At 59.8% G+C, this 19,318-nt stretch carries 6 protein-coding genes; all 6 read left to right on the plus strand.

Translation table 11 applies throughout. The annotated features are described in order from the left end of the window. Window positions 1-37 precede the first annotated feature (37 nt). Window positions 38-820: a MotA/TolQ/ExbB proton channel family protein gene (locus VIL80_RS15210; protein ID WP_414684575.1), complete on the plus strand. Its 783-nt coding sequence runs from the start codon at window positions 38-40 to the stop codon at window positions 818-820. Beyond that, a complete protein-coding gene (locus VIL80_RS15215) occupies window positions 820-1,410 on the plus strand; it encodes an ExbD/TolR family protein (protein WP_332036943.1) in 591 nt (196 codons plus the stop codon). Before VIL80_RS15210 ends, VIL80_RS15215 begins: the two co-directional genes overlap by 1 nt. Beyond that, the gene (locus tag VIL80_RS15220) at window positions 1,407-1,982 is read left to right on the plus strand and encodes an ExbD/TolR family protein (RefSeq protein WP_332036944.1); all 576 of its coding nucleotides are present in this window, start codon (window positions 1,407-1,409) and stop codon (window positions 1,980-1,982) included. Before VIL80_RS15215 ends, VIL80_RS15220 begins: the two co-directional genes overlap by 4 nt. A 9-nt stretch (window positions 1,983-1,991) precedes the next feature. Continuing rightward, window positions 1,992-3,365, plus strand: coding sequence for an AgmX/PglI C-terminal domain-containing protein (locus tag VIL80_RS15225; protein WP_332036945.1), 1,374 nt, complete (start codon window positions 1,992-1,994; stop codon window positions 3,363-3,365). Window positions 3,366-3,737: 372 nt separating this feature from the next. Continuing rightward, the gene (locus VIL80_RS15230) at window positions 3,738-14,177 is read left to right on the plus strand and encodes a beta strand repeat-containing protein (RefSeq protein WP_332036946.1); all 10,440 of its coding nucleotides are present in this window, start codon (window positions 3,738-3,740) and stop codon (window positions 14,175-14,177) included. 35 nt (window positions 14,178-14,212) lie between these two features. Beyond that, window positions 14,213-19,291, plus strand: coding sequence for an OmpA family protein (locus tag VIL80_RS15235; RefSeq protein WP_332036947.1), 5,079 nt, complete (start codon window positions 14,213-14,215; stop codon window positions 19,289-19,291). Window positions 19,292-19,318 lie beyond the last annotated feature (27 nt).

Below are 19,318 nucleotides of genomic sequence, written 5' to 3' on the forward strand. Positions count from 1 at the left end.
AAAGCCGCGGACCCGAGAAAGAAAACCAAGAGGGCAAATGATGGATTTCTTGAACAGCGTAATCGCGTTTTTTCAGACTGGTGGTGCATTTATGTACCCCATTCTGGTGGTATTCGCGCTCGGTGCTGCGGTAGCGATCGAACGCTATATCCGCCTCGTCTACGAGCGCCACACCAACCGTGCCGCCTGGGAAAAGCTGCAGCCGGTGCTCAACACTGGCGACTTTGACCGCGCGCGTAATCTCGTCAAGGACGACAACACCGGTGTGGGCCGCCTGCTCGCCATGGGTCTCGAGCGTCAGGGCGCCGTACGTCGTCGCGAGGACATCGAAATCGCGATGGAAGAAAGCATCATGGAGACCATTCCACAACTGGAGAAGCGCACCCCCTACGTGGCACTCGGCTCCAACATCGCTACCCTTCTCGGTCTGCTCGGTACCATCATGGGCCTTATTGAAGCCTTTACCGCGGTAGCCAACGCCAACCCAGCGGAAAAAGCCGACCTGCTTTCCGCCAGTATCTCTGTGGCTATGAACACTACCGCTTTCGGCCTGATGGTGGGTATTGCGCTGTTGATCGTACATGCACTGCTCAACTCCCTCACCGGCCAGATCGTCGACAGTCTGGAAATGGTGTCCGTCAAGGCGCTCAACATCATGTCTTCCGGTACCCGTCGCCGCAGCGACGCAGCACAGGATGAGCAAACCACCGTAGCGGAAAAGCCCGTAAACCGCGATGTGCAGCAGACTCAGCAGGCACAGAAGAAGGCGGATTCTGTGGCAGCTGGCACCGATAAAAATTCCAAACCGGAAACTGTGTAATGAGAAACAGGCGTCACAGCAGATCCAAAGAAGCGCCGGAGCTGGACATCACCGCCTTCCTCAATCTGATGGTGGTCCTGGTGCCATTCCTGCTGGTATCCGCAGTGTTTTCCCGGGTGACCATTCTCGAGCTCAATATGCCCACTGGAGCCGGTGGTGGAGCGGACGATCCTGGTGTGACACTGGAAGTTGTAGTGCGCAAAGACGTGCTGGAGATCAGTGACGGCAGCAAAGTCGTGGCGCGCTTCCCCAACCTGAATCGGGAAGAAGGCGACGAAGTTGCTGAGGCGCAAACTGAAGTACCGCTCGACGAATACGGAAAGCCTATTATCCCGCCGACGGCGGAGGTGTACGACCTGGCGCAGCTGCGCGAGTACCTGATCCGGATCAAGCAGACTTACCCGGACAAATCCGACTCCACATTGCTGATGGAGCCGGAGGTGGCCTACGAGCACTTGGTAGGCGTGATGGATACTGTGCGTAGCGCCAATGTCATGCCGACGCCGGAAGAGGGGGCTGTGCTGGAGCCGGATGCAAAGCCTGAAACAATGGAACTCTTTCCCGATATTTCCCTGGGAGACGCGCCGTGAAACGTGAAAGCAGACGCATGAAGCGCATGGCGCGCAGCCGCAAGCGCAAGACGCCAGGCATGAACCTCACATCGCTGATGGATGTGTTCACCATCCTGGTGTTCTTCCTGCTGACCAACAGTTCCAGCAACGAAGCCATTGAGGCGCCGAAGGTCATCACCCTGCCGGACTCCATCGTTGAATCCAAGCCGCGGGAAACCGTCACCCTGATGGTCACCCATGATGAGGTGCTGATCGAGGCCAAACCGGTGATGACCACCGAGGAGCTTTTCCAGAGTGAAGAGCTGGTAATCGAGGCCATTCAGCAGGCGATGATCCAGGAAGTGGGCAAGGCCATGACCATAGCTGGCGAAGAGCTGGAGGAGGCCAAGGCTGCGCTGGCAGAGCGTGCCGCCGCAGGTGAGGACGTCACTGCGGAAGCTGCGGAACTGCTGGAGGAACCGCCGGAAGTGAATATCCTCGCGGACCGCGGTGTTCCGTTCAGCGTGCTGAAAAAGGTCATGTCCAGCTGTACCAATGCCGGATATACACGCATTTCCCTGGCGGTCATTCAAAAAGCATCTCAGAGTTAGTGAGCGTTTGTGAATAATTTTCATCAACAAAAACAGGCACTGACAGCGAAGCAGGAAGTGGTTCGCCAGCAGTTGGCCGCGCTCGAAAGCGAGTACGGTCAGGTTGATGGCAAGCTGGATGCGCTGCGTCGGGATGAGGCCAAGCACCAGTTGCTGGACGAAATTTCCGATCGCCTCGGTAAGCTCGAAGAGGCCGGTGCCGGCGATCTGTTCTGGGCGGAGCATTACAGACAGGATGCCTCAAAAGCGCTGATTCACCGCCTGCAGAAAACCGTCAGTATCTATAACGCCAATCTCGATCTGTTGCACGAGCGCAAGCGCAAGCTGCAGGATCAGATGGAAGACTGCCGCGATGATCTGTTCGATCTGGATGCAGAGTTCCGGGAGATTCGCCAGGCAGAAGAGGATGTTCACTACGAGTACGAAGTCTCGCGCGAGCTGGGTGCTTCCGCTTTCCGTGACGCAATCATGCCGTGGAATCGTGGCGAAGACGATCGCCGATTCCGCATCAGTGTGCTGCTGTGCTTGCTGCTGGCCTTCTTCCTCGGCTTTGGTATCCATGTATGGCAGCTGCCTGAGCCGGATGCTGACGAGGTGGTAGAGGTGCCCGAGCGCCTGGCAAAGCTAGTACTGGCGAAAAAACTCAAGCCCAAGCCGCCTGAGCCGGTAGCGCAGAAGCCCGAGGAGAAAAAGAAAGAGCCTGAGAAGCCCAAGCAGGAAGTCGCCAAGCAGGAGGCCAAGGCTTCGAATGAGAAAAAATCCCAGGTGCGCGAGAAGGTGGAGCGTACCGGTGTTCTGGCGTTCAAGGACAATTTCCAGGATCTGATTCAGGACGATCTGGATAACCGCCTAGGCCCGCAGACACAGCTGAGTACCGCTGGTAAGCAGGAAAGTCGCAGTCAGCGCTCACTTATCGCGTCGGCGGCAAAATCCGGCTCCGATGGTATAAACACCGCAGCGCTCAGCCGTAACGCTGGTGGAGTGGGTACCGCCCTGGATGGTGTGAGCTTCTCGCGGGTGTCCAGTGGAATCGGTACCGAGGGCGACTTCGCTGGTGAAGACCGGCCGCTCAGCGATGGTATGGGCCCTTCCCGTACCGACGAGGAGATCCAGATTGTGTTCGACCGCTACAAGTCGGCGCTCTACCGGATTTACAATCGCGAACTGCGCAACAATCCGGCGCTGCAGGGCAAGATGGTGCTGCGTATTACCATCAAGCCTGATGGCTCCGTATCACTGGCCAAGGTTGAGAGCAGTGATATGGATTCTCCGGCGCTCAATGCACAGATCATAGAGCGGGTGGAGCGGTTCAACTTTGGCGAGAAGGCCGGGGTGCCGACCATCACTATCCTGTATCCGATCGATTTCTTGCCAGCCGCGTAACCGGCGCAAGTAAAAGCAACCGCTCGGGCATTAGCCCGGGCGGTTGCGCTTTTCTTAAGAAATTACCTTAACTTTGCCTGAGAACCGTTTGGCAAAGCTCAAAAAGTTCCATCCCTGACGCAGTTATTTTGAATTGCTTCACGGCCCTGTTCCCTTCATATCGTTAGAGTCGCATCACCGGGCAGTGTGTGTACGGTTTAGGTGCTCAAGAGCTTCGTATCCGGAGCTTTAAACCCGAATTGCGGCAGAAAACTAACAATGATGTCAGATGTGAACGGACTGAATTCCTCGAAGGCAAACCTGGAAGGTCTTGCAAAGCGCTCCGAATTTAAGGCGCTCAGAAAATTGGGCAATCTGTTGCTCGCAGTTTTCTTGTCCTTCGCATTTGCGCAGATGGCGGTGGCGGCTTCATTCAAGACCACCGACTTCGCCACCGATTCCACCCCACCCGGCAGCCCGGGGAACCCCAGTGGTTGCTTGATTGATGGCCCCTACGCCACCACCACCGATGGCTCTAACCGCACCATGGCGCCCGCGGATCAGCTGTCCATCGACCGTTCCTGTACCGTCAAGAATTTCTCCTGTGATGTACCGCTGGAATCAACGCTGAACTTCGCCGGCGTCCCCTCAGGTACCCTGATTATTTTTGATAACGTCTGTTTCGGCGGTAACTTCGCCTGTGCCAACGTTGAAGGCAAGGCATCGGTATGGGCGGTGAACGGTTCTGATTTCAGCACCGTGCGTGAAGGCTGTCAGAACCTGGTTATCCCGGTTGAAAAAATCGAGAAGCAGGCCACCGATTTGGCGGGTAGCCCGATTACTTCGGTATCTATTGGGGTGCCATTTGTCTACACGCTGGACATCCCGGTGTTGTTTGACCCGGTGACCGGTACCGTACTGCAGGATTCCGGCTCTCTGAACAACATCCAGGCCATCACCATCCAGGATGACCTGTCTGCAGCCGCTCTCGGGGTCGACCTGGATCTGCTGGATGTCCGCCTGTTCTATGAGGACACCAGTGGCGCGACCACGCCCATGTCGCCCGCTGCGTATTCCTACAGCAACAGCGGTAACCCAAATTCACCGGGCGTATTGACGTTCCAGATAAACGATCCATCAATCCTGCCAGCTGGTGCGCAGATTCATATCGAGCTGGAAGTGGTACTGGACAATACGGCGCTCAACAGCATCGGCAAGTCCTTTACCAACACCGCAACCTGGGAGTTTGGTCGCTATATCGATGGCACCTTCTATGATCCTCTGCCCGGTGAAAACGGCGTTGCCCAGCTGTTGAGCATTTCCGCGCCGGATCTGCTGCTGACAAAAACCACCGATGCAACCGCAATCAACTTTGCCGATACCCCCACTTACACCATCAACGTGCAGAACGTGGGTGGATCGCCGGCGTGGAATATCGAGATTGAGGATCTGTTGCCGGTGGGCATGCGGGAGTCCGATCCGGTATTGCAGAGTGTGACCATGGGAGGAGTCACCCTCACCGAGGGGACGCACTTCACGGCCAGTTATAACTCCGGCGCCGGCGCTGGCGCCGGTTTGCTGACCATCAAACTGCTCAATGATGCAGGCGCTCTCGCCCCCAATGCGGTGCTGGAAATCATCTACACCAGCCAGCTGGATGATGTTTCGTCTAGCACAGCCCCGGTGGATGGGGACGTGCTGAGCAACGTGGCGGCAGCGACGGCCTGGTACAACGATCTCTCTACCAATAATGACCGCATTGAATACACCGGGGTGCGTTCCGATGGTACCCCGGGTACCGATGACGAGCAGGATGTGGCAACAGTTACCGCGGCGCTCTCCGGTTACTACTTCGAAAAAACCGTCAGCAATGTGACTACCGGCCAGTCGCCGACAGCATCGGCCGCGCCGGGTGATCGGTTGCGTTACCGCCTGCGCCTGTTCAATCTCGATGAAAACATCTACAACGTCACCATTACCGATCAGCTGGATGCGAGCAGCTTTGATTTTTCCTCCGCTCAGGTAGTTGCAGGAACCTGCCCGACCGGGGCGAGCTGTACCTTCAATGCAGCCGGTTTACTGACCGTCACTGGTGATCTGGATGTGGTGCCGGGTTCGGCGTTGTCCTCCATTGCGGTGGAATTCGAGGTGAATACCCTGAGCTCGCTGAACACCAATGATGTGGTGAGCAACCAGGCGCGCATGGACGCCCAGGATGCGGATACCAGCGGTACTGCTTTCTTTGCCCTGAGTGATGATCCCAATGATGCATATGGTGTGGTCAACCAGGCGGACCCTCAGGGGAATCCGATCAATCCCACCGACATCGTAATTATTTCACCGGGAGCCCTGGATAAGCAGAATCCCTCCGGCATTACCCAGGTCGCGATCGGTGAGCTTTTTGAATACACGATTCTGATTCCGGCAACCACCGTACCAGCGCCGCTTTACGATGTGCAGGTGAGCGACCAGCTGCCTTCCAATCTCGATCTGGTCAGCGCCAATGCCCTCGTCAATGGCACCAGCTATACCCTGAGCAATACCGGTAGCGCCAACAGTCTGGTACTGGTGGAGCCAATTACCGGTCTGGATATTCCCGCGAACCAGCAGGCGGAAGTCACCGTGCAGGTGCGCCTGAAGAACCGCATGGAAAACCAGGATACCGTGCAGTTCACCAATACCGCCAGCTACACCTACAGCCGCACCCAGGGCGGTGCTCAGAGCAGTGGCGCGGGGACGGCCGATACTACTGCCCCGCTGACCGTGGTCGAGCCAAATCTGGTCGCAACTAGCAGCGTGGTGAATAGTTCGCGCGGCGGCAGCACTGCCTATGGCGGCGATGTGCTGCAGTACACCGTGGCATTGACCAACAACGGTACTTCCACGGCTTACGACCTCTCGATCATCAATACCCTTAGCGCCGGGCAGACACTGGTGCCCGGAAGTGCCCAGATCACACTGGGTGGCATTGCTTCTGCGGTGGCGCCGGGAGTCAGCGGCGATGTGCTGTCCTGGGGCCGGAGTAGCGGACAGGAGCTGGATATTCCCGTTGGGGGCACCCTGACGCTCGTTTACCAGGTGGAAGTGAGCGGTGTCGATGGCGGTGACCTGACCAACAGTATCGCGGCCGACTGGACTTCATTGGACGGCTCTGACGTCGAAGAGCGCACTGGCAACGATGCACCGGATACCAGTGCTCTGAACAATTACTTTATTGCCGATGAACTGGCCATGCCGTCCGTCGACAACGCGGCCATCGTCAAGACCGTCATCAGCGACACCTGGAACGGTGACATTACCCCCGCCGCGCAAACCACCGCCCGCGCCGGTGACACCATTACCTACCAGCTGACCCTCACGTTGCCGGAAGGGTTGAATAGCAATGTGGTCGTAACGGATTTACTCGATCCCGGGCTGGCGTTTGTGGATGTGGTGAGCATCAATGGCGCAGCCACCGCGCCCTACGCCGCAGCGGGTGTCTTCTCATACTCCGATATTCCAGCGGCGAATGTGCCAGCTGCAGACCAGACCGGCACCCTGAGCTGGAATCTGGGCGATGTAACCAACGCGCCAGATCAGAATCCGGCGAACGATGAGTTCGTGATCGTATATCGCGCGCGGGTGCAGCACGGTGCGGGCGACAACCCCGCGGCCACGCCGACCTCGACGGTACTCAACAACCAGGCCACCCTGGGTTACACCTATGCCTCCGGTGCAGCGGCGACCACAGCGCCCGCGACCGCGAGTGTCGAAGTGCTGCAACCGCAGATTAACGAGTTGACCAAGACCGGTGTGGTATTGCCGGCAAGCGGTGCCATTGTCGGCGACGGCCAGTCCGCAGCGACAGCCTATCTGGTGGATATTGCCAGCAACAGCATGCAGTTTTCCCTGCAGGCCTGTAACGTTGGCGACGCGCCTGCGTACGGGGTCACGCTGCATGACGACCTGCCGGCTGAACTCGACGAGGGCACGCTTAACAATGTCGCGGTGGCCATTGATGGCGCTGCGCTGGGTGCGGCGGACTTCAGTTACACCGCCCCCGCTGCGCGCGATGGCGAGATGCAGTTCACCTTGAATGTCGCGCTGGCCCCGAGCAGCTGCGTCACTATCGACTACAACATCGGTTTTTACACCGACATTGCCCCCAACCAGGTCTGGTCCAACGCCGCCTCCGTCGAGGCCTATTGGTCCCGCGAGTCTCTGGACGCAGCGGACGCGCGTGAATATGTCGCGATCAACCCGGTGACCTCCGACAGCGTGTGGATGACCAATAACTTCCAGGTCGAGGCACCGAGCAAAACCGTTTCCAAAACCCAGGCCACCATCGGTGAAGAAGTGGTGTACACCATCACCGTGCCCGGCACTCCGGTGAATGGCGTCCTGAGCGGGGTAACGGTAACTGACACCCTGAGTCAGGCTCTGCAGTACGTCGATGCCACTGTGCAACTCAACGGTGCCCCGCTTGCTGTGACCACCACGCAAAGCGGCCAGGACCTGAGCTGGGCGATCGGCGATATTCCCGCGGGGCAGCAGGCGGTGATCACCGTCACCACCTGGGTGGCGAATACCCAGAACGTCAGCGCCAGTGCCACTCCGGTGGGCAATGTCGCGGCCTACACCTACCAGGCCGGCGGCGTGGCGGTGGATGGCGGTAGCAGCGCGCCGGCTGAATTTACTGTGGTGGAACCGGACCTGTCGGTGGTGAAAGCCGTGGCCAACCTGAGCGATCCAGGTCAGCCAGCGGCCACCGGCGATGTGTTGGAGTACACACTCACCATCACCAACAATGGTGATGCGACTGCCTTCGATACCAACATTGCGGATGTGCTGCCGGCAGAGCTGAGTTATGTGGATGGCTCCAGCAGCGCACAAATCGATGGCAGCGCACTTGTCGGGTTCAACGCGACCCCCTCGATCAGCGGCAACACCCTGACCTGGGGTCGCGACAATGGCGATAACTCCGTGGTGATACCCGCGGGCAGCGTGCTGGTGCTCACTTACCAGACCGATGTGAACACCATTACCGCTGCGGATATCGTCAACAGCGCACTGGTCGACTGGACCTCGCTGTCCGGCACTTATACCGGTGACCGCGAGCGTACCGGTGCCGGCTGTCCCAGCGTGACGCCACCCAATATTTATTGCAGCGGCGACACCAGCGGTTTCGGTGTGGATTACGACATCGACCTGCAGAAAACCCGGCAGACAGACAGCTGGAACGATGATGGCAACCTGCGGGTGGGCGATACCGTCGATTACCAGCTGAAACTTGATCTGGTGGAAGGCACCCACAATGGTCTGGTGCTGGAAGATACGCTGCCCCAGGGAATGGCATTTGTCGGCGTGTTGAGTGCAGACTTCTTCGGCACTGCGGCCACCACGCCGCCCGCGCCGTCGGTAAGCGCGGACCAGCGCACCATTACCTGGGATCTGGGCACCGTCACCAACCCCGTGGACGGCGACGATACCAACGATTTCGTCACCATCACCTACCGCGCGCGGGTGCTGAATGGTGATGCACTGGCCCAGCAGCCCACTACGCAGGCACTGAATAACGTCGTGACCCTGAACTACCTGGTGGGCAGTGCGCCAGGCGCACCGCTGACCACCGGTGCCACCGTCAATGCGCTGCAGCCATTTTTGACGGTGAGCAAGTCTGCCGTAACCGCCATCAATGGCGATACCGTAATCCAGTCTGGTGAGGCCGCGACTTACACCGTCGATATCACAAATACCGGAAACGCACCGGCCTACGATGTAGTACTGGAAGATGTGTTGCCTGTAGGACTGCGCAACGCCGGCGTCAGCATGCAGAGTGCGACCCTGGTTAACGCAGGCACCAGCATCACCCTGACACCGACGTTTGATCCGGCTACTGGCACGGTTACCTGGGATTTCGACCCGGCTGCCAACGCGGCGATTCCCGCCGGTGACACGCTGCGTGTGGTGTATCAGGTAACCGGCGATGCCGATCTCGGTGCGGGCCTGACCCTGACCAACAGCGCACAGGTCACCCGTTACTTCTCCTTCGACAACGACCAGGTACCGGCCAATAGCGCCGTGGACTGGCGTGAGGACTACGGCCCTTCGGCGGTTGCGACGTTCAACTTGACTACGCCGGTACCCGGCGTGCTGAGCAAAGCCACTACCCAGTCCACCGTAGCCATCGGCGAACAGCTGACCTACACCCTCACGGTGCCTGAAGTGCCCGCGGATGTTGCGCTGCAAGACGTGCGCATCATGGATAACCTCTCCGCAACCGGCGTGGACCTCGCCTTTGTTTCGGCGACAGTTGTCGGTGGTAATGCGCTCACTAACAGCGGCACCGCCGATAATCTGGTGCTTTCCGACACCAGTGGCGGCCTTGATATTCCGGCCGGTGCACAGGTCGAGGTACAGGTGACGGTTGAGGTTTTGAATACCGCCAACAACCAGAACCGTACCGATCCTTTTGTTAACCGTGCCTGGTACGACTACAGCAACGGTGTTACCCGCCTCGGAGACGATCCGGCAACCGGCGGCGACGCCAATGCGGTGACCATCGTGCACGCGGAACTGGTGGTGGAAAAAACCGGACCGGCGACCATCAAGGTGGGCACCCCGGAAAACTTCACCCTCACGGTGCTGAACAACAGTAGTGCCAGTGCGTGGAATGTCACCCTGACCGACTGGCTGCCGAATCCGGATCCCGGTGGTCTGTGCGATGTGCAGCCGGTTATTCAGTCGGCGGCAATCCAGAAGGCGGGCGGTGCCAGTATTGCCCTGAACGCCAGTGATTTTGCGGTGAGCTTTGTTGCCGGCACGCCCACCTGCGAATTCTCCGCAACCCTGCAGAGCGATGACGAGCTGGCCCCGGGCGATCAGCTGATTGTTGTTTATCAGGTGGCGCTGGATGGCGATAACATCAATGACACTACGCTCACCAATATTGCCGGTGCTACCCAGTGGTTCAGTGCCAGCGCGGCCACGAGCGAGCGTTTTGCCTACCAGCGCACGCTGACCGATGGCACCCCGGGTGTGGTCGATCACGAGGACAGTCACACCTTCACGGTGCAGTCGGCCATCCTCGAGATTCGCAAGTCGGTGCTCAATGTCACCACCGGACAGTCCGGTGCCAACGCCAGCCCCGGTGATCAACTGCGCTACAGCATCGAGATTCAGAACGTCAGCGACGTAGCGCTGGATGCATTCGTGCTGCGCGACGAACTGGATCGGCTGAATGCCAAGGCGATGTTCCAGACCGGTTCGCTGCGGGATGTATCCGTGCCGGCTGGCGCAACCGCCAGTGTCATTGGCGACGGCGGTGCACAGGGTAGCGGACTGCTGGAAGTGACCGGTCTCGCCATCGCCAAAGCGGGTGACGCGGGTGACACCATCACCGTGGTGTTCGATGTGGATCTGGTGCCGGTGATCACCAGCGGCACCGTGGTGCTCAACCAGGCCCAGCTCAGCATGAGTGATGTGGTGTTCGCTTCCAGCGACGATCCGCTGGTGGGCGGCATTGAGGACCCGACGCAAACGCTGATCCATTCCGCGCCGTGGCTGAAGATACAGAAAACCTCGCAGGATCTGACCGGTGATGCCGATATGCTGGCCCCGGGCGACAGCCTGCGCTACACGCTGACGGTGGAAAATACCGGCAGTGAAGACGCCATCAATACCGTGCTGCGCGATCTGGTGCCCGGCAACACCACCTATGTGGCGAACTCCACCACATTGAATGGTGTGCAGATTGCGGATGTGAGTGGTTCCACCGCGCTTGCCAGTGGTATCAGCATCCAGACTCCGGGTGCAGAAAGCGGCTTTGTCGGCGCTGCCGCCGAGGGCGCGGCACCGGTGGTGATTACCTTCGATGTTGTGATCAACGATGTAAACGACGGTACCCTCATTTCCAACCAGGGCTTTGCCAATGGTGACGGCGCCGGCAGTGGCGCATTCGCTGAGCGTCCCTCCGACGATCCGGCGACCAGCGCGGTGGACGATCCGACGATCGATATCGTCGGTGATGTACCGCTGCTGGTGGTTACCAAAACCGTGGAACTCGCGGTGGACAATATGACCGTGGGTATCGTGGATCCGGAAGACGTGCTGCGTTACACCATCTCCGTAACCAACATGGGCGGTAAGGATGCCAGCGAAGCTCGCCTGGTCGACCTGGTCCCGGCGGACACCACCTATGTGGCCAACAGCACCAAGCTGAACGGCCTGGATGTGGCCGATGCCGCTGGTGGTTCGCCGCTGGCCGGTGGACTTGCGATCAGCAGTGATGATCTGACCCCGCCATTGCCCGCGACCGGCGAGGGTGTGATCACCAGCGCTCAAACCGCGACCATCGTGTTTGATGTGATGGTCAACGCCGACACCGCACGCGGCACCATCATCAGCAACCAGGGCAGCGTGTCCAGTGTGGAACTGCCGCTCACCCTCACCGATGCCGATGGCAATAGCAGCAACGGCGCTCAACCTACCGAGGTTGTGGTGGGTGATGCGCAGCAGCTGTCCATTACCAAGGAAGTGGCCGTAGTGGGCGGCGGCGATGCGGAATCCGGCAAGGTGTTGGAATACCTGGTGCGGGTTACCAATATCAGTAGTGTGCCGGCCAGCCTTATCCTTATTCAGGATGACCTGCTTACTGCCGGTGACGGTGTACTCACTTATGTGGCTGATTCCGCACGGGTAAACGGTCAAGCGGGAGGTGTGAGCGTCAATGGATCGCTGATTACCGTTGACTACAGCACCAATTACGGCGATCTGCAGCCGGGAGAATTCCTGACCTTGCGCTTCCAGGCGCGGCTCGGTCCGAATCTCGCCATTGGCACCACCGTGGTGAACACCGCACAGGTGCAGTGGAACGACCCGGCGATGTATAACGAGGCCAGCGTTTCCATCGATATCGGCGGTACCCCGGGCATCGCCAACCTGAGCGGTTACCTGTGGCACGATGTGGATTTCAGCGAAACTGCGGACACCAATGAGCTACTGCTCAGCAACTGGACCGTACAGCTGTACTTCAACAATGCGCTGCTGGAAACCGCACAGAGCGATGCCAACGGCTACTTCCAGTTCGGTGGTCTGGTGCCGAATATGGATGGCGCAAACATGGCCGGCGCCAGCTACGAGCTGCGCTACCTGGCGCCGAACGCTGTGGGCACCACGGCCTCCCTCGGCACCGCCAGCTCTGACTACACCAATGGTCCGCAGCAGATCCGCGATATCTATATCGCCTCCGGCAGCAACCCGCAGAACCTGAATCTGCCGATTACACCAAACGGGGTGATCTACGATTCGGTACTGCGCGCGCCGGTCAACGGGGCCCGTGTACGCTTGCTGGGTGCGTCCAGTGGCCAGCCGCTGCCGGACAGCTGTTTTGATGATCCCAAGCAGCAGAACCAGGTCACCCTCACCGGCGGCTTCTACAAGTTCGATGTGAACTTCAGCAGTGCGGCCTGTGCGGTAAATGCGGATTACCTGATCGAAGTGGACGTGCCGAGCGCAGATTACGTCTCCGGCCCGTCGCAGATCATTCCGCCGCAGACTGGCGTGGATACCGGCAGTTTCGATGTGGCCGCGTGCCTTGGCAGTGCCGCGGACAGGATCCCGGGCACGCCGGACCACTGTGAGGTGCAGCTGTCAGTAGCGCCGCCCTCCATTGACCTGGATGCGCGCAGCAGCGAAACCGATTACTACCTGCGTGTAAACCTCGATGACAGCAACCAGCCGGGCAGCAGCCAGCTGTTCAACAACCACATTGCGCTGGACCCGCAACTGGAAGGCGCGCTCGCGCTGACCAAAACTGCGGCCATGTTGAATGTGACCCGCAGCCAGCTGGTGCCCTACACAATCACCTTCAGCAACTCGCTGCCGGTGCCGCTCACGGATCTGCAGCTGGTGGATTACTTCCCCGCGGGCTTCAAGTATGTGGCCGGTTCCGCGAACCTGGATGGCGAACCGGTAGAGCCGGTGGTAAACGGCCTGCAACTGCAGTGGCCGCACCTGCGCGCCGAGGCGGAGCAGACCCACAGCATGAAACTGCTGCTGGTGGTGGGCTCCGGTGTGGGCGAGGGCGAGTACATCAACCGCGCGCGCATGTTCAACGAACTCTCCGGCCAGCAGACGTCCGGCGAGGCGTCGGCCACCGTGCGCGTGGTACCGGACCCGACCTTCGACTGTACCGATGTGATCGGCAAGGTGTTCGACGATAAAAACCTGAACGGTTACCAGGACGCGGGTGAGGGCGGCGTGCCGGGAGCGCGTGTGGTCACCGCCAACGGTCTCAAGGCCACCGCCGATGCACACGGTCGTTTCCATATCACCTGTGCGGCGGTGCCTAACCCGGATCGCGGTTCCAACTTCGTGCTGAAACTGGACGACCGCAGCCTGCCGAGCGGCTACCGCCTGACCACGGAAAACCCGCGGGTGCAGCGCGCGACCCGAGGCAAGATGCTGGAGTTCAATTTCGGTACCAGCCTGCACCGTGTCGTGCGTCTGGATCTGGCGGAAGCGGTCTTCGAACCCGGTACCAGCGAGTTGCGTCCGCAGTGGCATTCGCGCACCGAACTCTTACTGGAGCGACTGCAGGAGGCACCGTCGGTGCTGCGCCTGTCCTACCTGGCGGAAAACGAAGATCCGTCGCTGGTAGACGAGCGCCTTGCGACGATCAAGGCCCGCATCGCCGAGGACTGGGCGGCACTGAACTGCTGCTACCCGCTCAATATCGAAACCGAAATTTTCTGGCGCCGTGGCGCGCCGCCCGAGCGTGGCAATGTGCTGGACGGGCTCAAACGCAGTGTTAACCGCATGATCGGAAGTGATGATCAGGGAGGCGCCCGGTGATGTTTCGCCCGTCTAAAAATAAATTAGCAATCGTAATGGTCGCGCTGGCGAGTGCTTCGGCGCTCGCCCAGGAAGAAAGCCAGGGCGATATTTCCTGGTGGCAAAAAATCCCCGGCCTCTCGCCGCAGATCGAAACTACCGGCGATTACACCGACAAACCACTGGGCAGCAACACCGAAACCACCCTGATCCCAACGGCCGGCCAGCTGTGGGTACAGGATGCGGAATCGTTTGTCTCCCCGGAGGAAGCGGTGCTGGAAAACAATGCGCTGCCGCCGCTGCTATACCGCGAGGTGGGCGATGATATTGATCCGACACTGATCGAACAGCTGCGGGAAAGGCTCGCGGCCCTGAGCGGCGCCCACGAGCTGCAGCTGATTTTCACCGGTCACACCGACAGCGATCCGCTGAGCGAGGACCAGCAAGCGGAGTACGCGGATAAAGCCGCGTTTACCGAGGCGCGCGCCAAGTTGGTGGCGGAGTACTTCCAGACTGCGCTGGAACTGCCGGATGAGGCGATTGTGGTAGCGGGCCGCGGTGACGGCGAACCGCTGACCGAAAACATCACCGAAAAAGGTCGCGAACTGAACCGCCGGGTGGAACTGACGCTGCGCTATTTCGAGCAGGATCAGCAAGCCCGCGACGCCCAGCGCCGCGCTGAGGCGCTGCAGCTCAACCGGGTCAAGGTCTGCCGCCAGGAAACCGTGTGTAAGCTGCGCTACAGCGCGGGCACGGACCAGCGCGCGCGCCTGAAAAACCTGGTGTCGCCGCTGCGTCTGCAGCCGGGGCAGGTGGACCTGCCGGCGCCATTTGTGCGCCGTATCCTGGAGGTCCGCAACACCCTGCTGGAAAAACCCAATCTCACCATTCACTTCGTCGGTCACACCGATGGCGCGCCGCTGCCGGAAGGTCCGGCGGAGCTGTATGACGATCAGATGGCACTGTCGCGCGCGGAAGCGCGACGGGTGGCACTGGCAGTTGCGGATCAGCTGAACCTGCCGGCTTATATGGTTACCAGTAGCGGTAAAGGCGCGAGCCAGCCCATCGCGGCCAACGACACCGCCAAAGGCCGTTCCCTGAACCGCCGCGTGGAAGTGGAGTTCTGGTACGACGATTTGCTGGAAACCGCCGCCGACGGCGTGCAGGCGTGTCCGGAATCCGCTGTGGCGGAAACTATCACCATCGCCCACGAATCGCCCACCGGCGACGTGCCGCCGATTTTCCTGAATGACGGCGAGCCGCAAATTTCCGGTTCACAGCTGGCGCAGATGCAGCGCCTGATGGAAGAGGTGGCGGGCAAGCAGAACGTGCGCCTGAGTTTTGTCGGCTACAGCGATAACGAGCGCATGGAGCGCCGCGAAGCCATGGTCTACGGCGACGATGTGGGGCTGTCGTCTGCACGTGCGAAAAAGACCATGCAAGTGGTGCAGCAGCAGCTCGGCCTGGACGATACCCAGGTGGAGTTTGAGGGGCGCGGTTATGTAGAGTCCAAGGATGTGGTGCAGACCGGGTTTATCCACATGGACGGCGCGCGCGTGGAAGTGCAGGTGCTGTACGACGAGCTGGCGGTGCTGGCGGAGCAGGACCGGCTGGAAATCGAGCGGCTGCAGCAGGAGGCCCAGGCCCACAACCCCTACGCCCTCAACCTGATGCGCATCACCGTGGACGGTGCCCCGGAATACGATCCGTACAAGAATTCCGCAGACCTGCAGCGCTGTACCGACGTAGCCCTGGAAAATGCCAATATCCAGTTCCGCTTTGACAACCAGTCGATGCAACCGCGACTCAACGTCACTGCCTTCCCCAGCACCATCCGCTACGCGGACGATCCGGAAACGGAGCTGGTGGAGAGCCGCGTGCAGTTCAAGCGTTACACCAACTACCCCTCGTTTATCACCCGCGCGGAAGTGCGTATTTTCGAGGAAGAGCAATCCCTGCGCGACACACCGCTGGCGGTGGTCACCCTGGACCAGAACGGCGAGGGCAGCTGGGAGGCGGAATTCGACAGCTTCCAGGCGCCACTGAAAAAGCTGAAATACGTGTTGCGGGTATACGACTGGAAACAGCGTTTCGATGAAACCCGTCCGCAGACCCTGTGGCTTGTGGATAACTTCGAACCGCAGTTACAGGAAGACACCACCGAAAAAGAACTGTTGGTGGGCTATGGCGAAAACCGCCTGTCCGAGCAGCATATTCCCGTGAGCGGCAATGCGGTGCTGGTGAACGGTGCGGATATTCCGGCAAACCACAGTGTGTGGCTGGCGGGCCGCGAAATTCCCGTGAGCAGCAACGGTGATTTCGTTGCCGAGGAAATTTTTGCCAAGGGCCTGCACACCGTGGAAGTGGCGGTACTGGACGAGCAGGGCAACGGTGAACTGTTCCTGCGGGATCTGGAGTTCAATCGCGACGACTGGTTCAGTGTGGGGATCGCCGATGTCACCATCGCCCGCGATGACACCAATGGCCCCGCGGCGCTGGTTACCGGTGATCAGACCCACTACGACAATTCCGCGAGCTACGACGGTCGCCTGGCGTTTTACACCAGCGGCAGCTTTGGTGATGGCTGGCGCCTGTCCGCCAGCGCGGACACCGAAGAAGGGCCCATCGACGACCTGTTCAGCAACTTTATGGAAAAAACGCCGGACGCCCTGTTCCGCCGTCTGGACAGCGATCTCTATTACCCGACCTTTGGCGACGATTCCACGGTGGTGGAAGATGCCCCGACCTCCGGCAAGTTTTTCATCAAACTGGAAAACTACGACGATTACGGCCTGTGGGGTAACTTCAAGGCGTCCTATACCGACAACGAACTGGCGCATATCGACCGCGCGCTGTACGGGGCCAATTTCCATTTCGAGACCGACGATGTCACCGACTTCGGCGACAAGCGTTTCGAAATAGACGCCTTCAGTGCGGAGCCCGGCACCATCGCCGGTCGCGATGAGTATCTGGGCACCGGTGGCTCCCTCTATTACCTGCGCCACCAGGATATCCTCACCGGCTCCGAGCGCCTGCGTGTGGAAGTGCGGGACAAGAACTCCGGCCTGGTGCTGGGAGTGAAAAACCTCACCCCGGTGATCGATTACGATGTGGATTACATCCAGGGGCGCGTGTTGCTGAACCGCCCGCTGTCCGCCATCGCCAACGACAACCTGATCGTGCAGGACGGCTCCTACAACGGCAATCCACAGTACCTGGTGGCCCGCTACGAATACACCCCGGGCTTTGACGATCTCGACACCCTGGCCCTCGGTGGTCGCGCCCAGTACTGGGCCGGTGAACATGTGCGTATCGGTGTGAGTGCGAGCCAGCAGGATGAGGAAGACAACGAATCGTCACTCAACGGCGTCGATCTGACGCTGCGCAAGAGCGCCGGTACCTGGATGAAAGTGGAAGTGGCGGAAAGCCAGGGCAATACCCTGGAAAGCCTGTCTTCCCTGGACGGCGGTTACAGCTTTAACCAGGACAATCCGATCGATCCGAATGCCAAGGCCGGTGCCAACAAGGTTGAAGCCGCGATCCAGATGGGGGATTTCTTCGAGGGCGCGCGCGGTTCCATGTCCGTCTATGCGCAGCAGCGGGATGCGGGCTTCTCCGCACCGGGCCAGCTGGCGACCTACGATACCGAGCAGTACGGCGCGGTGGTTAACCTGCCCATCGGCGAGCGTTTCGATGTGGGCCTGAAAATGGACACCAAGGAACAGCAGCAGGGCCTGCAGACCTCCGCCACCGATGTGGAGCTGGGCTACCGCCTGAGCGAGCGCTGGCGCCTCGCCGCCGCCGCCCGCTCCGACTCCCGCGAGGATATGTCACCGGTGGTGCCGGTCACCCAGAAACAGGGCGATCGTACCGATGTAGCAATCCAGGCCGGTTACGATTCCGGTGCCAACTGGAACGCGTTCGGTTTCGTGCAGCGTACCGCAGAGTTGTCCGGTAACCGCGATGAAAACAATCGCGTCGGATTTGGCGGAGCCTACCGCGTCAGCGATCGCCTGACCGTGGACAGCGAGCTTTCCGGTGGCGACACCGGCAACGCGGCGCGTGTCGGCACCGACTTCCTGGTGACCGACCGCACCAACCTGTATCTGAATTACACCCTCGACAACGAGCGCACCGATACCGGTGTGCGCGCGCGCAAGGGCAATCTGAACAGTGGCTTCCGCAGTCGCTTCTCCGATACCACCAGTATTTACGGCGAAGAGCGCTATACCCACGGCGATGTATCCACCGGCCTTACCCACGCACTTGGCGTCGATCTGGCACCCAGTGACACCTGGAATTACGGTACGTCCCTTGAGGCGGGTACCCTCGAGGACCCGCGCACCGGTGCCGAAACCGAGCGCCGCGCCGTGGGCGCCAGCATGGGCTTCAACGACGGCGACCTGCGCGTGTCGAGCGCGGTGGAATACCGCGTCGACAATATGCAGACGCTGACCGACCCGGAAACTGTACTCGAAAATGAGCGCAAAACCTGGCTGCTGAAAAATGCCCTGAGCTTCCAGATCAGCCCGGATTGGCGCTTGGTTGGCAAGCTCAATTATTCCGACAGCCAGAGTTCCGCCGGGCAGTTCTACGACGGCAAATACACCGAGGGCGTGATGGGGTATGCCTACCGTCCGGTGGAGAACGACCGCTGGAATACACTGCTGAAGTACACCTACTTCTACAATGTGCCCACCACCGACCAGGTGCTGGTGACCTCCAGCAGCGCCAGCAGTGCGGTGGAGTTTGTGCAGAAGAGTCATATCTTCTCGGTGGACACCAACTATGACCTGACCCAGCGCTGGACGCTCGGCGCCAAGTACGCCTACCGCCTGGGACAGTTGAGCATGGAGCGTGAAAACCCCGAGTTCTTTGACAGTAACGCGCACCTGTATGTGATGCGTGCCGACTGGCACTTCGTGAATAAATGGGATTTGTTGGTGGAGGGCCGCGTGCTCGACCTGCCGGAAGCGGGCGACCGCAGAAGCGGCGCGCTGCTGGCGCTGTATCGCCAGATGGGAAATCACTTCAAGGCGGGTATCGGTTATAACTTTACCGATTTCTCCGACGACCTGACGGATCTGGATTACGACAGCCAGGGTGTCTTCATTAACATGGTCGGCAAATTTTAACCTTCCCTTTCGTGTGAAATTCGGCTG

Origin of the sequence: Microbulbifer sp. (assembly GCF_036563125.1) — a bacterium.
Classification (GTDB): Bacteria; Pseudomonadota; Gammaproteobacteria; order Pseudomonadales; family Cellvibrionaceae; genus Microbulbifer.